The following is a 14,178-nucleotide window of genomic DNA, read 5'->3' on the forward strand; positions in this document are numbered from 1 at the left end:
TCATACCGTTGCGGCGGTGGCGGTCTATACTTAGACGAACTGCAACGTACCGCTTCGTGAAAGGTCGCACCCATGCAGACGATCTACCAGAAGATGGAAACCACCGAACTCGATGCCGCCATCGAGGCGCTCAAAGCCGAAGTCGCCGAGGTCAAGGCCAAGGGCCTGGCGCTCGACATGGCCCGCGGCAAGCCGTCGCCCTCCCAGGTGGACATCTCTCGACCCATGCTCGACATCCTCAATGCCGATGCCGATCTGCACGACGGCAACGTCGACTGTTCCAACTACGGCTGCTTTGAGGGTATTCCCTCGGCGCGCAAGCTGGCAGGGGAGTTCCTGGGTTGCCCCGCCGAGCAGACGCTCGTGCTGGGCTCGTCGAGCCTTTTGATCGAGCATGACATCGCCGGTATGTTCTGGCGTTGCGGCTCGTGCGGCAGCGAACCTTGGGAGGCTTACGAGGCCGCGCACGACGGCAAGAAGGTCAAGTTCCTGTGCCCGGTTCCCGGCTACGACCGCCACTTTGGCATCACCGCCGACCTGGGCATCGAGAACGTCCCCGTCGCGATGACCGACAACGGCCCCGACATGGACGAGATCGAGCGCTTGGTTGCCGCCGACGACTCCATCAAGGGTATCTGGTGCGTGCCCAAGTATTCCAACCCCACGGGCATCACCTTTAGCGAGGACACTGTGCGCCGCCTGGTCGAGATGCCCACGGCCGCGCCCGATTTCCGCATCTTCTGGGACAACGCCTACTGCGTGCACGACCTGTACGACGAGACCGACGAGCTCGCCAACATCTTCGATCTTGCCCGCGCGGCGGGCACCGAGGACCGCGTGGTGGCCTTTGCCTCGACGTCCAAGATCACCTTCCCGGGCGCCGGCATCGGCTTTATCGGTGCGAGCCCCGCGGTCATCGCCGAGTTCTCCAAGCGCCTGAAGGCCGGCCTCATCAGCGCCGACAAGCTCAACCAGCTGCGTCACGTGCGTTTCCTTCCCACCATCGAGGCGGTCAAGGAGCACATGAAAAAGCATGCCGAGTTCCTGCGCCCGCGCTTTGAGGCCGTCGAGCGCAAGCTCACCGAGGGCCTGGGCGACACGAGTTGCGCCACCTGGACGCATCCCCGCGGCGGCTATTTTGTGAGCTTCGATGGTCCCGAGGGCTCGGCCCAGAAGGTCGCCGCGCTTTGCGCCGACTTGGGCGTCAAGCTCACGCCGGCTGGTGCCACCTGGCCTTATGGCAAGGATCCGCGCGACACCAACATCCGCATCGCGCCGAGCTATCCCACGGTCGAGGACCTGGAGGCCGCGCTCGATGTGCTGGTGCTGGCCGTCAAACTCGTCGCTGCCGAGCTTGCGCGTGCCGAGCGCGCCTAACGCGCGGCTTCCCGTACTATCCGCACTTTCGATACGTAAAGGAGCGTATACATGGATTTGGGTATTTCCACCAACCCCACGCCAGAGCTCTACACCATTAAGGTAACCGGCGAGATCGATATCTCTAACGCCGATAGCCTGCGTAATGCCATCGACCTGGCGCTCGAGCAGCCCACTGAGGCCGTTGAGCTCGATTTTGCCCAGGTGAGCTACATCGATTCGACGGGCATTGGCGTGCTCGTGGGCGCCGCGCACCACGCGGTCGACCACGGCAAGCGCTTTAGCTGCACCAATGTGCAGCCCCCGGTGATGCGCGTGGTCCAGCTGTTGGGTGTCGACCAGGAGATTTCGATCACCGCTGCATAATCTTTGCCCCCAAAAGGGCGTGCCGTTTGGCATATGTTTGTGATGCGCTCGGACGTTTTGGCGTCCGGGCGCTATACTTGACCGAATGAATAGACGAGTTCCGGCCGAATGGCGCGGTGCGGGCTCGACTCACATCGAGCCTTGGAGGTATGTGTGTTTGGTATTGGAGAGGGTGAGCTCGCGATCATCGTGGTCTTCGGCTTTTTGCTGTTTGGCCCGGATAAGCTCCCACAGATGGGCCGCACGATCGGCCGTGCCATCCGTCAGTTCCGCGAGACGCAGGAAAAGATGACGGCCGTTGTTCAGTCCGAGATTATCGATCCGGTAAGTGAGGCCGCTTCGGCACCGGTCAAGCCCAAGAAGACTGCCGTCGATGACGATTCCGATGCAGACGAGGATGCCGTCGAGACGGCTGCGCCCGCAAAGAAGGAGACCTTTGCCGAGCGCCGTGCCCGCCTTGCCGCCGAGAAGGCCGCGAGCGAGGCTGCCGCCGAGGGCGAGGGTGCTGCTGAGGAGTCCGAGGCCGAGGGCGCCGAGCCTGCCGCTGCCGCCGAGCCTGTCGTCGAGCCCGAGCCTGCTGCAGAGCCAGAGTCCGAGCCCGAGCCGGCAGAGCCCACGACGGCTGACCTCTACGCCCGTCGTCCCCGCAAGCGCAAGGCCGTCGTCGACCAGCTCGCTCGCGAGCTCGAGGCCGAGGACGAGGCCGTTGCCGAGGCTGCCACCGCCGACGCCTCGAAGGGAGGCGATGAGTAATGCCTATCGGACCTGCGCGCATGCCGCTCTTCGATCACCTGGGCGAGCTCCGTCGCCGCCTGACCATCGTGGTCGTGTCGGTGTTTGCCGCCGCCATCGTGCTGTATTTCGCCACGCCCGTGGTGCTCGACATCCTGGAAGACCCCATCCGCTCCTTTGTGCCGGACGGTAAGTTCTACATCACCACCACGCTCGGCGGCTTTGGCCTGCGCTTCTCTCTGGCCATCAAGATGGCCGTGGTCATGTGCACGCCCATGATCATCTGGCAGATTCTGGCATTTTTCCTGCCGGCACTGCGTCCCAACGAGCGCAAATGGGTCGTGCCCACGGTGCTCGCCTCGACGGTGCTGTTCTTCCTGGGCGCCATCTTCTGCTATTTCATCATCATCCCGGCGGGCTTTGAGTGGCTTATCGGCGAGACCTCGGCCGTCGCCACGGCGCTGCCCGACCTGGAGAACTACGTCAACATGGAGCTGCTCTTTATGATCGGCTTTGGCGTGGCGTTTGAGCTGCCGCTCATCATCTTCTACCTGTCCGTCTTCCACATCGTGTCCTACGCGGCCTTCCGCGGCGCCTGGCGCTACGTGTACGTGGGCCTGCTTGTGGGCTCGGCTGTGATTACGCCCGACGGCTCGCCCGTTACGCTGGGCCTCATGTATGGTGCCCTGCTCTCGCTCTACGAGATTTCGCTCGCCATTGCCCGCGTGGTCATTACCGCGCGCGAGGGCAAGGAGGGCTTGTTTGTGAGCCGTCTGGACCTGTTCTCGGACGATGAGGACGACGAGGAGTAAATCGGTATGCACGAGGTTGGCATTGTCAACGGCATACTCGATACAGTGATTCGCGCGGCGCGTGGGGCGGGGGCCTCGCGCGCCGTTTTGGTAACGCTGCGTATCGGGGATATGACCGAAGTTGTGCGCGAGGCGCTCGACTTTGCGTGGGAGACATTTCGCGATGAGGACCCGCTCACGCGGGGCTGCGAGCTCGCGGTTGAGGAGATTCACCCACAAAGTGAATGCCTGGACTGCGGCGAGGTCTTCGACCACGATCGCTTCCACTGTCGCTGTCCCCAGTGTGGTGGTGCCAACGTGCGCCTACTGCACGGCCGCGAGCTCGATATCGCGAGTATCGAAATCGAAACCCCCGACGATTAGCCCGCTAGCCATCTGGTGATGGGGTATAAAGGGGCCAAAGTAAGGAGCGCTAAGTATGGCTGAGAAAACGATTGATATCGCGTCGCCGATTCTGTCGCGCAACGAGCGCCTGGCAGATCAGCTGCGTCAGCGATTTAATGAGACAAACACCTATGTGATCAACGTCTTGTCGAGCCCCGGTTCGGGCAAGACCACCACGATCCTGGGCACCAACGAGCGCCTGCGTGACAAGGCCGGCCTGCGCTGTGCCGTCATCGAGGGCGATATCGCCTCGGATGTCGACGCCATCACCATGAAGGAAGCCGGCATGCCCGCCATCCAGATCAACACGGGCGGCCTGTGCCACCTCGAGGGCAACATGATCATGGAGGCCGTTGACGCGTTTGACCAGGCTGTGGGTCTGGAAAACATCGACGTCATCTTTATCGAAAACGTGGGTAACCTGGTCTGCCCAGTCGACTTTGACTTGGGCGAGAACCTGTCCATCATGATTCTCTCGGTGCCCGAGGGCGACGACAAGCCCATCAAGTACCCGGGCATCTTCCAGCACGCTGGCGCGCAGCTGCTCAATAAGGTCGACGTGGCCCCGGCTTTCGATTTTGACATGGATAGGTATACTAAGACACTCGATGACCTCAATCCGCAGGCGCCGCGGTTTGCCGTGAGCGCGCGCAAGGGCGAGGGCATGGACGCCTGGTGCGATTGGCTCATCGGGCAGATCGAGCAAGCAAGGGCGTAAATCGGCCGCCATACGGGCGGGCGTAGCCGTAGAGATACGAGATAGGAGCCTCTTTTGAAGCTCATCATCGCAGAGAAAAACGACGCCGCGCGTCAGATTGCCGAGCGTCTGTCCACGGGCAAACCCAAAAAGGAAAAGGTGTACAACACCGCAATCTACCGTTTTGAGTGGAAGGGCGAGGAGTGCGTGACCATCGGCCTGGCCGGTCACATCCTTGCGCCCGATTTTTGCGACAGCGTGCTGTTCGATAAAAAGCTGGGCTGGTATTCGGTTACCGAGGACGGCGAGATGCTACCGGCCGACATGCCCGATGGCCTGGCACGCCCGCCCTACGACACCAAACGCAAGCCGTTTCTTGCCGACGGCATCTCCATCAAGGGCTGGAAGCTCGAGAGTCTGCCGTATCTCACCTGGGCACCCGTCATTAAGCTGCCGGCCGAGAAGGAACTCATCCGCTCGCTTAAGAACCTCGCCAAAAAGTCCGACAGCGTCATCATCGCCACGGACTTCGATCGCGAGGGCGAGCTGATCGGTTCGGACGCCCTCAACAAGGTGCGCGAGGTGGCGCCCGACTTGCCGGTCGCCCGCGCCCAGTATTCTTCGTTTACCAAGGCCGAGATCACGCAGGCCTTCGATAACCTTGTCTCGCTCGACCAGAACCTGGCCGACGCCGGCGAGAGCCGTCAGCACATCGACCTCATTTGGGGTGCGGTGCTCACGCGCTACCTGACGCTCGCCAAGTTTGGCGGCTTTGGCAACGTGCGTTCCGCCGGCCGCGTGCAGACGCCGACGCTTGCCCTGGTGGTCGAGCGCGAGCGCGAGCGCATGGCGTTTGTGCCCGAGGACTATTGGCAGATTCGCGGCATGGGTGCCGCGCAGGGCGCTGCCGAGGACGATCGCTTTAAGATCGCGCACAAGACGGCGCGCTTTACCGACAAGGATGCTGCTGAGACGGCGTACGGCCATGTTGACGGCGTCGCGACGGCAACCGTCGCCGCGGTGACCAAGCGCTCGCGCAAGCAGCAGCCGCCCACGCCGTTTGCGACCACCTCGCTGCAGGCTGCCGCCGCGGCCGAGGGCATCTCGCCTGCGCGTACCATGCGCATCGCTGAGTCCCTCTACATGGCCGGTCTCATCAGCTACCCGCGTGTCGACAATACCGTGTACCCCGCGACGCTCGATCTGGGCGCCGTGGTGAGCGACCTGGCAAAGATCAACCCGGCGCTGGCGCCCGTATGCAAAAAGGTGCTTGCCGGCCCCATGAAGCCTACGCGCGGCAAAGTCGAGACCACCGACCACCCGCCTATCTATCCCACGGGCGAGGGCGATCCGTCCACGCTCGACGGCGGCCAGCGCAAGCTCTACGACCTCATCGCCCGCCGCTTCCTGGCGACGCTCATGGGTCCCGCGACCATCGAGAACACCAAGCTCGAGCTCGATGTGAACGGTGAGCCGTTCGTGGCTTCGGGCGATGTGCTCGTGACCCCGGGTTTCCGCGAGGCCTACCCGTATGGCCTTAAACGCGACGAGCAGATGCCGCCGCTTGAGCAGGGCGATACGGTCGACGTATTCGACATTAAGCTCGAGGCCAAGCAGACCGAGCCGCCCGCGCGCTACAGCCAGGGCAAGCTCGTGCAGGAGATGGAGAAGCGCGGCCTAGGCACCAAGTCCACGCGCGCGAGCATCATCGAGCGCCTGTACGCCGTGCGCTATCTCAAAAATGATCCCGTTGAGCCGAGCCAGCTGGGTATCGCCATCATCGATGCGCTGTCGCAGTTTGCCCCGCGCATCACGAGCCCCGATATGACCAGCGAGCTCGACGGCGACATGACCCGTGTGGAGCGCGGCGAGGATACCGAAGAGCATGTCGTGATGCACTCGCGCGCGCTGCTGGCTGGCGTGCTCGACGAGCTGCTCAAGCACACGCAGGAGCTGGGCGACGCCATCAGCGACGCCGTCACGGCCGATGCGCGCGTGGGAGCTTGCCCCAAGTGCGGCAAGGACCTGGTTATGAAGACGAGCGCCAAGACCCGTGGCAGCTTCATTGGCTGCATGGGCTGGCCCGACTGCGATGTGACCTATCCGGTGCCGAGCGGCGTCAAGGTGAGTCCGCTCGAGGGCGAGGCGGCCGTGTGCCCCGAGTGCGGCGCGCCGCGCATTAAATGCCAGCCGTTCCGTCAGAAGGCTTTCGAGATCTGCGTGAACCCCACGTGCCCCACCAACTACGAGCCCGACCTTAAGGTGGGCGAGTGCAAGGTGTGTGCCGAGGCCGGACGTCATGGCGACCTGATCGCGCACAAGAGTGAGAAGAGCGGCAAGCGCTTTATCCGCTGCACCAACTACGATGACTGCGGCGTGAGCTATCCTCTGCCGGCGCGCGGTAAGCTCGAGGCGACGGGTGAGACCTGCCCCGAGTGCGGCGCCCCCATCGTGGTGGTCAACACGGCGCGCGGCCCGTGGCGTATCTGCGTCAACATGGACTGCCCGACCAAGGAGAAGAAGCCCGCCCGCGGCCGCAAGACCACGACTAAGGCGAGCACGGCCAAGAAGACGACGGCGGCCAAGAAGACGACGGCTAAGAAAGCCACTGCCGCCAAGAAGACGACCGCGAAGAAGTCGACTGCCAAGAAAGTAGCCTCCGACAAGTAACGGCGCGGTCGAAACATTGCCTAAAAAACGAGCGAGGACCCCACGATCCTCGCTCGTTTTTTTGACCGGCAGTTAGGGACGTTCCTTTTCTGCCGGCAGTTTAGGAACGTCCCTAACTGCCGGCTCGGGAACGACAAAGCGCTAGTTCACTTCGACGGGTTTGGCGCCGGGGTAGCGCTCCTCAAAGTCTAGGCGGTACTTATTGTCATTGGTGCCCGCCACGTTGTCGCGCGACAGCGGCGCCACGATCTCATTCTTGTGATCCGCAGGCTTGGTGTATTTCAGGCTGATCTCCCAGGCATCACAGATTGCGTCAATGCGGTGATCCAGGTCGTCATACAGGGCAACGATGTCTTTCCAGGAACTGTAGTTCTTAGAGCTCGTCGGGACGTCCAGGTCCTCGACGATGTCGTAATACTGCTCGATGGTGTCCTCTGTGCGCTCGGCGACGTCGGCGAGATTTTGACGGGTGGTGCGATCTTCTTCCAGATAGCTGCCGTTGAAGTTCTGCGCGCAGCCACGGACGTAGTTGTCGAGGTCTTCGAGCAAGTCGTAGTATTCGCTCAGTCGGCGGTAGAGGTTCTGCTCGGAGAGCGTTGCTTCGCCGCCATCCTCGTCGTCATCGTCATCATCGTCGTACAGGCTGTTGGGATCGCCGAGAGGCTTTAGGTCATCGTCGTCGACGTCATGGTGCAGCTTAGCTACCTCGGCAGTCGTCTGCGTGGCGGCGTTGTCGAAAGGCTTGATCACAAAGAAAACGACCAGGGCGATGATGATTGCCACCAGCACAACGATAACGGCGATAAGCGGCCCGGTGCCGCTCTTTTTGGGGGCGGGGGTCTGTGGCGAAGCGGGCGCGTATGCGGGAGCCGGCTCCTGTTGGGACGAGCCGCTCGCGACGGGTATGCGCTGCGTGGTCTCGACGGCCGCGGGGCCTGCGGCGGGGTCGGGGCGATAGGCGAGGGGGTCGTCCGCCTTGGCTTGCGGCGTATCGAGGGAACCGGTCTGCTCGAAAGCGGGCTGGCTATCGCTCGCGGTTGTTTGCTCAACGGGTGCACCGCACGAGGTGCAGAACTTGGCATTATCTGCAAGAAGCTTGCCGCACGAGGCGCAATACCGAGACATTGCCACTCCTTTCGCCACATTTCAATGCAATACGACGATTATACCCAGCGCCCAAAAATCCCCATCATAAGTTGCGGTGAAATAGGGACTGTTTGGCGGTCTCAGAGCTTCAATCAGTCCCTATTTCACCGCAACTTTGGAAAGGCACCTTTAGCCATTGGGGACGCACCGAGCACTGGGGTATCATGGCTTGGTTGATATATCTGCATTTACGCGCCTTGTAGGAAGGGGCTGCGCCCATGGCTTTTGTGCCCGCTCAACATAGCTTCATTACGCTCGAGGGTGTCGATGGCGCCGGTAAATCTACGCAGGCGCGCCTGCTTGCCCGTGCGCTCGAGCTCGCTGGCTACCAGGTTGTGAGCCTGCGCGAGCCGGGCGGTACCGCCATCAGCGAAAAGATCCGTGCTCTGCTGCTCGACCCCGCCAATACGGCGATGGGCGACACTTGCGAGCTGCTGCTGTATGAGGCCGCCCGTGCCCAGCTAGTGCATGAGGTTATCGCGCCCGCCCTCGCGGCCGGCAAGGTGGTCCTGTGCGACCGCTTCTACGATTCCACGACCTGCTATCAGGCGTTTGCCGACGGCCTCGATCGTCAGATGGTGCGCGATGCCAACAACCTGGCCGTCGCGGGTACGCACCCGGCGCTCACACTCGTCTACCACATCACGCCCGAGCAGGCGGCGCTGCGCATGGCAGCCCGTGGTGCGGCAGATCGCATGGAGGCTAAGGGCATGGCCTTCCAAGAGCGCGTCTACCAGGGATTTTGCGCCATTGCCGCCGAGGAACCAAACCGCGTAAAGCTCATCGACGCGACCGCGTCCATCGAGGAAGTCTTCGCGCAGACGGTCGAGCGGGTTCGCGCCTACGGCCTCGACATTTCCCAGGACGCCGTCACCGCTGCGCTTGCCCAGGAGGCCGAGTAGCATGGCCCCCGCTCAGGCAAGTCTGCTGGCCAAGCTCGACACCCAAGAGCGCGTGCGCGACTTTTTGACCAATGCCGTCGCCAGCGGTCGCGCATCGCACGCCTACCTGTTTTTGGGCGCGCCCGGCGCGGGCAAGCTCGACGCCGCGTGGGCGCTCGCCCAGGCCTTCCTGTGCGAGCAGGACGGCTGCGGCGCATGCGACAGCTGCGTGCGCGTTGCGCGGCACACGCACCCCGACGTGCACTATTACACGCCCGAGAGCGCCACGGGTTACCTCATCGCCCAGACCCGCGAGCTGCTCGATGACGTGCCTCTGGCGCCCATCCGCGCCAAGGCCAAGGTCTACATCATTGACCGTGCCGAGCAGCTGCGCGCCAACACCGCCAACGCACTGCTCAAAACACTCGAGGAGCCGCCCGAGGGCGTTATGTTTATCTTGCTGGGCACCTCGGCAGACGTGATGTTGCCCACCATCGTGAGCCGCTGCCAGTGCGTGCCGTTTCGGCTGGTGTCACCCGCCGTCGCCGCGCACGCCGTGAGCCGTGCCACTGGTCAGGATATCGCGCGTTGTCGCATGGCCGTCGCCGTGGCGGGCAGCCCCACGCGCGGCATCGAGTTCCTTAAGAGTGCCGAGCGCCAGGACGCCCGCCGTCAGATGGTCCGTGCCATCGACTCACTCATTGCCGCCGACGAGGCCGACGTGCTCAGCCGCGCCAAGTCGCTCATCGTCGCCGTTAAGGCGCCGCTCGCCGAGGTCAAGTCCACGCAGGAAAAGGTGCTCGAGCAAAACGCCGACTACCTGTCGCGTGGAGCATTGAAGCAGCTTGAGGACCGCAATAAGCGCGAGCTCAACGCGCGCGAGCGTTCGGGTATCATGGAAGCGCTGGCGAGCGCGCGGACGCTCATGCGCGATGTGCTGCTGACACTTCAGGACGAGGCGGCCGACGTGGTGAACGAAGACGTGCGCGACACGATCGGTCGGCTTGCCGCTGCGACCAATGTTGCGGGTGCCACGCGGGCGCTCGAGGCAGTCGCAACCGCCGAGCGCAACATCGCCAGAAACGTTACTCCCCAGCTGGCCATCGAGGTCATGCTGTTCGATATCAGGAAGGCACTGAAATGCCGTTAGTTGTACCCGTTAAGTTTACCTACGCCTCGCGCGACCTGTGGTTCGATCCGCAGGATTTGGATATCCTCGAGGCCGATTATGCCATTTGCTCCACCGAGCGCGGAATCGAGATCGGCCTGGTCACGGCCGATCCCTTTGAGGTGCCGCAAGACGAGATCGGTCAGCCGCTCAAGCCCGTGCTGCGCGTGGCGAGCGACATCGACCTGCAGCTTGCTGACGACCTGGCCATCCAGGGCGACGAGGCCATGGTCGATTTCCGCCGTCTGGTCAAAGAGCTCGACCTCGAGATGAAGCCGGTCGGCGTCGAGTACCTGTTTGGCGGCGAGAAGGCCGTGTTCTACTTTGCCGCCGAGGAGCGTGTCGATTTTCGCCAGCTCGTCAAGGACTTGTCCTCGACGCTGCATATTCGCGTCGACATGCGCCAGATCGGTGTGCGCGACGAGACCCGTCTGGTGGGCGGCTATGCCCAATGCGGACAGGAGCTCTGCTGCACGCGCTTTGGCGGACAGTTTGAGCCCGTCTCGATTCGCATGGCAAAAGAGCAGGACCTACCGCTCAACTCGTCCAAGATCAGCGGCGTATGCGGCCGCCTGATGTGCTGCCTGCGCTATGAGTTCGAGGCGTACAAGGACTTTAAGAGCCGTGCGCCCAAAAAGAAGACGCTCATCGATACGCCGCTTGGCAAGGCGCGTATTCAGGAGTATGACACGCCGCGTGAGCAGCTGGTGCTGCGCCTGGAGAACGGTAAAGTCTTTAAGGTCAACCTGGCCGATATGACGTGCTCGGAGGGCTGCAAAAAGAAGGCCGCCGAGCAGGGCTGCAGCTGCCGCCCCGACTGCGTGACGCGCGACGTGCTCGAGCGCATCGAGTCGCCCGAGATGCGCCTGGCGCTCATGGAGCTCGATCGCGAGAACGGCGTCGACGTGGGCGATGGCCTGTCGAGTGCCGACCGTCTGGCCGGCACGTCGATGCCCAAGCGCCGTCGTCGCGACGTCGATTCCGATGCCCGCGCTGCTCAGAGCCAGGGCGAGGGCCGTGGCCGCGGAAAGGGCCGCGGCAAGGCCGAGGCGCCCGAGGCCGAGGGGGCGGCCGATGGCCGTCGCCGCCGCAAGCGCGCGGGCTCGGGCGATGCTACCGAGGCTGCAGCCGCGGGTAAGCACGCCTCTCGCGAGCGCGAGGTTCAGCAACCCCAGCAGCAGAATCGCGGCGGTGGCATGAACCCCACACGTCGCCGCCGCCGTCATCTGTCGAGCGAGGAGCGCGAGGACGCCTTCCGCGCCGCAGCTGCTCGCGAGGCCGATGCCGCTTCCAAGGGCGCCTCGGCCTCCGATGCGCCTGTCGACAAGAGCGGCAAGTCACGTGGCGAGGAGGAGCGCGCGCCGCGTCCGCGCCGTCGCCATTCCTCGGGCGCGCAGCAGAAGCCCTCAGTGCCCTCCGTGGCCGATCAGGTCTCGGATGGCGAGGTCAAGGTCACGCGCCGTCGTCCCGGAGATGGCGGGGGAGCGGCTGCCAAGGCTTCGCGTGGCGCCGCTCGCGACGAGCGCGAGCCGCGCGAGGATCGCGGTGGCGAGGGCTCGGCCGACCAGGGTCAAAAGCGCCGTCGCCGTCGCCGTTCCCGCAAGCCGCGCCAGGATGGTGGCGAGGGCTCGACCCCGTCTTCGCCCGCACCACAACCGCCCGCCGGCGAATAACGCCCGCGAGCGGATTTAGCCCGCCTTGCCCCGAGCGCATCGGGGTATCATAGCGCCGAATCAACAACCCTCCCTGCGACCGAGCGTAGGGAGGGTTGTGTCTTGAAGAGCCATCTGAACATATTGAGCCGTCTGCAGGGTGCCGGTGCCCTACCGTTTGCGGACGAATTGCTACCGTTTGCCGAGCGGGTGGCACACGAGGCGCTCGAGGCATTGTCGCCAACACGATGTGCCGGCTGCGAGCGCGCCGGTGCGCTTATTTGCCAAGACTGTCTGGCTGCGCTCACGCTCATCGACCCGTGTCATAGCTGCACCCGATGCGGCGCCCCGTTTGGGGATTTGCTGTGCACTGAGTGTTCGGTCAAGGGCACGTCCTCGGCAATGGCGGAGGCGCTCGACCGCTGCCTGGCGTGCGCCGTCTATGCGCATCCGCTGCCGCGCATCATTAAAGCGTACAAGGATGCGGGCGAGCAACGTCTGGCTCCGTATCTGGCGGAGCTGCTCTACGACACCGCCCTGCATGCCCAGGTCGTAGCGCCCGATCGCTATGGAGGTGTGCTGTCCGGTGCGGATGCGGTGGTGTTTGTGCCTGCGACGACGGCAGCGTTTCGGCGGCGTGGTTTTGATCATATGGAGGCTATTGCGCGCCCATTTTGCGAGCTGTCGGGTGTTCCCCTGCTCGATGCTCTCGTCAAGTACGGGCATGGCGACCAGCGCGAACTCGGTCGTGAGGAGCGCCGCGAGCGTGCCCAAGGCATGTACGAGACGGTTGAGGACGTGCACGGCCGCCGCCTGCTGCTTATCGATGACGTTATCACCACGGGCGCGACGATGGCCGCGGCTTCGGCGGAACTCAAGCGCGCCGGTGCCGCGGCCGTTGATGGCCTCGCTATCGCACGCGTTTGGTAGGGGTGGTTCAGATGGCAATAAAGATCGGGCAGCGTGGCAAGCCTGCAAGCGAGCAGCTGGCTGCTTCCGTAATTCTGACGGGCGCCTCGGCGCTACGCATGATGCGCGCCGAGCGCCGACAAATGGGTTACATCAGCTGGAGGGACCTCAGTCCCGATGAAGAGTGCCGTGTGCTGCGCGCGTCGTCGCCCTCGATCGAGGACATCTATCTTCCCGACTTGGTGCGGATTGGGGCCGCAAGCGGCGAGGTGCAAGAAGATCTTTGCTTGCTGGTGGGATCTGCGGCGCAGCGCCGCCGCATGCCTGACGTGGGCTGGTCCGTGTGTTCCGGGTTGCCCGCCGGCTCGATTTTAGAGGTAGAACCGGGGGTGTACAGCCTATCTCCCGAGGCCCTTTGTGTTGCCGTCGCCCGCGAGGTCGGTTGTATCCAGGGGTTTGCCCTGGCCCAGGAACTGTGTTCCAAGATTTCACTGAGCGATCGCGGGAAGTATCTGCCTCCCTACACCTCGCCTGTTGCGAATAGACTTGCAAAGGACAAGGATCAACCGGCAGACGTGGGCTACTTTGAAGTCGAGCCGGTGCTGACGCCCGATCGCCTGGCAGATTACCTCGCGGTATGCAAGGGGAATGCGGCCAAAAAACTGCAGCGTCTGTGTCCCTACTTGTCAGAAAACTTGCGCTCGCCCATGGAGTGCATCATGCTCGCTCTGTTTTCGCTTCCGTTTTCCTATGGCGGATTTGCCTGCGGTCCCTTTAAGACCGACTACAAGATTGAGTTCGATGACCGCGCGCAGGCAATCTCGGGGATGCCGCATGCAGTTTGCGATGCGTATCAGGAAGCAGCCCAGTTTGACCTGGAATACAACGGTGAGCTGGGCCATTCCTCCCGGAGGGGACGTATCCATGATGAAAAACGCAACACGGGCTTGATTACTATGGGAATCGAGGTCGCGACGGTCAATAACGAGATGCTCTGCGACATGGAAGCAATGGAGGCGCTCGCATGGCGCATGCACCAGCGTATGCGAAAGCGGTACCGGAATCGTGTCGATGCCCGCAGGAAAAAGCAAGAGGCGCTGCTTAACACGCTGCGGGCGTGTTTTGGGCTTAAACCCGCCTAACAATGCTCTGAAACAGGGGGTTGGATATATGCTCTGGCCAAAATATAGCAAATATGAGTACTGCTACAAATTCAGTAACAGCAAAATCAGGGATTTTGGGACTGGAAGAGGGGGTAAATTAGAAAGTTATTAAACAAATGTGGAATATCCTGGCATCAATCTGGGTAGCGCACAGAGATGTGGTGTAAGAGGCGGGGCATGCCCCGCCTCCGCCCTTTCTTGAAAGGGAGGGGACACCGCCT

At 62.9% G+C, this 14,178-nt stretch carries 13 protein-coding genes; 12 read left to right on the forward strand and 1 reads right to left on the reverse strand.

The genetic code is table 11. The features are described 5' to 3' along the window. Positions 1–72 precede the first annotated feature (72 nt). The 7 genes from GPK42_RS02460 (at position 73) to GPK42_RS02490 (ending at position 7,038) form a co-directional block, all read left to right on the forward strand. A complete protein-coding gene (locus GPK42_RS02460; protein ID WP_215693291.1) occupies positions 73–1,377 on the forward strand; it encodes an aspartate aminotransferase type Ic in 1,305 nt (434 codons plus the stop codon). Positions 1,378–1,428: 51 nt separating this feature from the next. Next, positions 1,429–1,743, forward strand: coding sequence for an STAS domain-containing protein (locus GPK42_RS02465; protein WP_035137695.1), 315 nt, complete (start codon positions 1,429–1,431; stop codon positions 1,741–1,743). Between the two features lie 153 nt (positions 1,744–1,896). Further along, the gene (locus tag GPK42_RS02470; RefSeq protein WP_215693293.1) at positions 1,897–2,496 is read left to right on the forward strand and encodes a twin-arginine translocase TatA/TatE family subunit; all 600 of its coding nucleotides are present in this window, start codon (positions 1,897–1,899) and stop codon (positions 2,494–2,496) included. After that, positions 2,496–3,287: a twin-arginine translocase subunit TatC gene (gene tatC, locus GPK42_RS02475; protein ID WP_022093860.1), complete on the forward strand. Its 792-nt coding sequence runs from the start codon at positions 2,496–2,498 to the stop codon at positions 3,285–3,287. The genes GPK42_RS02470 and tatC overlap by 1 nt, the downstream gene beginning before the upstream one ends. A 6-nt stretch (positions 3,288–3,293) precedes the next feature. Beyond that, complete coding sequence (hypA, locus tag GPK42_RS02480; protein WP_215693295.1) at positions 3,294–3,650, forward strand: hydrogenase maturation nickel metallochaperone HypA; 357 nt, start codon at positions 3,294–3,296, stop codon at positions 3,648–3,650. A gap of 55 nt (positions 3,651–3,705) precedes the next feature. Further along, positions 3,706–4,389 carry a hydrogenase nickel incorporation protein HypB gene (hypB, locus tag GPK42_RS02485; protein ID WP_006235936.1) on the forward strand — a complete coding sequence of 228 codons (684 nt, stop codon included), beginning with the start codon at positions 3,706–3,708 and terminating at the stop codon, positions 4,387–4,389. Positions 4,390–4,443: 54 nt separating this feature from the next. Then, positions 4,444–7,038, forward strand: a complete 2,595-nt coding sequence (locus GPK42_RS02490; RefSeq protein ID WP_215693297.1) for a DNA topoisomerase I — start codon at positions 4,444–4,446, stop codon at positions 7,036–7,038. 141 nt (positions 7,039–7,179) lie between these two features. On the opposite strand, the gene GPK42_RS02495 is transcribed toward GPK42_RS02490, so the two are convergent. After that, entirely contained in the window at positions 7,180–8,163 is a 984-nt protein-coding gene (locus GPK42_RS02495; protein WP_215693299.1) for a zinc-ribbon domain-containing protein, read from the reverse strand. 239 nt (positions 8,164–8,402) lie between these two features. On the opposite strand from GPK42_RS02495, the gene tmk reads away from it, so the two are divergent. The 5 genes from tmk (at position 8,403) to GPK42_RS02520 (ending at position 13,936) form a co-directional block, all read left to right on the forward strand. Further along, positions 8,403–9,086: a dTMP kinase gene (gene tmk / locus GPK42_RS02500; RefSeq protein WP_215693301.1), complete on the forward strand. Its 684-nt coding sequence runs from the start codon at positions 8,403–8,405 to the stop codon at positions 9,084–9,086. A gap of 1 nt (position 9,087) precedes the next feature. Further along, positions 9,088–10,215: a DNA polymerase III subunit gene (locus tag GPK42_RS02505; protein ID WP_215693303.1), complete on the forward strand. Its 1,128-nt coding sequence runs from the start codon at positions 9,088–9,090 to the stop codon at positions 10,213–10,215. Next, positions 10,206–11,906 (forward strand): PSP1 domain-containing protein, encoded by a 1,701-nt coding sequence (locus GPK42_RS02510; protein ID WP_215693305.1) that lies wholly within the window; start codon positions 10,206–10,208, stop codon positions 11,904–11,906. Before GPK42_RS02505 ends, GPK42_RS02510 begins: the two co-directional genes overlap by 10 nt. Positions 11,907–12,008: 102 nt before the next feature. Further along, positions 12,009–12,815: a ComF family protein gene (locus tag GPK42_RS02515; protein WP_252200049.1), complete on the forward strand. Its 807-nt coding sequence runs from the start codon at positions 12,009–12,011 to the stop codon at positions 12,813–12,815. An 11-nt stretch (positions 12,816–12,826) separates the two neighbouring features. Further along, positions 12,827–13,936 carry a hypothetical protein gene (locus GPK42_RS02520; protein ID WP_215693307.1) on the forward strand — a complete coding sequence of 370 codons (1,110 nt, stop codon included), beginning with the start codon at positions 12,827–12,829 and terminating at the stop codon, positions 13,934–13,936. Positions 13,937–14,178: the final 242 nt, after the last annotated feature.

The organism is Collinsella aerofaciens (genome assembly GCF_018785265.1).
Taxonomy (GTDB): domain Bacteria; phylum Actinomycetota; class Coriobacteriia; order Coriobacteriales; family Coriobacteriaceae; genus Collinsella; species Collinsella aerofaciens_AI.

What these genes read in the sequence shown, in the direction of transcription:
- GPK42_RS02460 (WP_215693291.1), top strand. Translation starts at nt 73, where the DNA reads ATGCAGACGATCTACCAGAAGATGGAAACCACCGAACTCGATGCCGCC.
- GPK42_RS02465 (WP_035137695.1), top strand. Translation starts at nt 1,429, where the DNA reads ATGGATTTGGGTATTTCCACCAACCCCACGCCAGAGCTCTACACCATT.
- tatC (WP_022093860.1), top strand. Translation starts at nt 2,496, where the DNA reads ATGCCTATCGGACCTGCGCGCATGCCGCTCTTCGATCACCTGGGCGAG.
- hypA (WP_215693295.1), top strand. Translation starts at nt 3,294, where the DNA reads ATGCACGAGGTTGGCATTGTCAACGGCATACTCGATACAGTGATTCGC.
- hypB (WP_006235936.1), top strand. Translation starts at nt 3,706, where the DNA reads ATGGCTGAGAAAACGATTGATATCGCGTCGCCGATTCTGTCGCGCAAC.
- GPK42_RS02495 (WP_215693299.1), bottom strand. Translation starts at nt 8,163, where the DNA reads ATGTCTCGGTATTGCGCCTCGTGCGGCAAGCTTCTTGCAGATAATGCC.
- tmk (WP_215693301.1), top strand. Translation starts at nt 8,403, where the DNA reads ATGGCTTTTGTGCCCGCTCAACATAGCTTCATTACGCTCGAGGGTGTC.
- GPK42_RS02505 (WP_215693303.1), top strand. Translation starts at nt 9,088, where the DNA reads ATGGCCCCCGCTCAGGCAAGTCTGCTGGCCAAGCTCGACACCCAAGAG.
- GPK42_RS02510 (WP_215693305.1), top strand. Translation starts at nt 10,206, where the DNA reads ATGCCGTTAGTTGTACCCGTTAAGTTTACCTACGCCTCGCGCGACCTG.
- GPK42_RS02520 (WP_215693307.1), top strand. Translation starts at nt 12,827, where the DNA reads ATGGCAATAAAGATCGGGCAGCGTGGCAAGCCTGCAAGCGAGCAGCTG.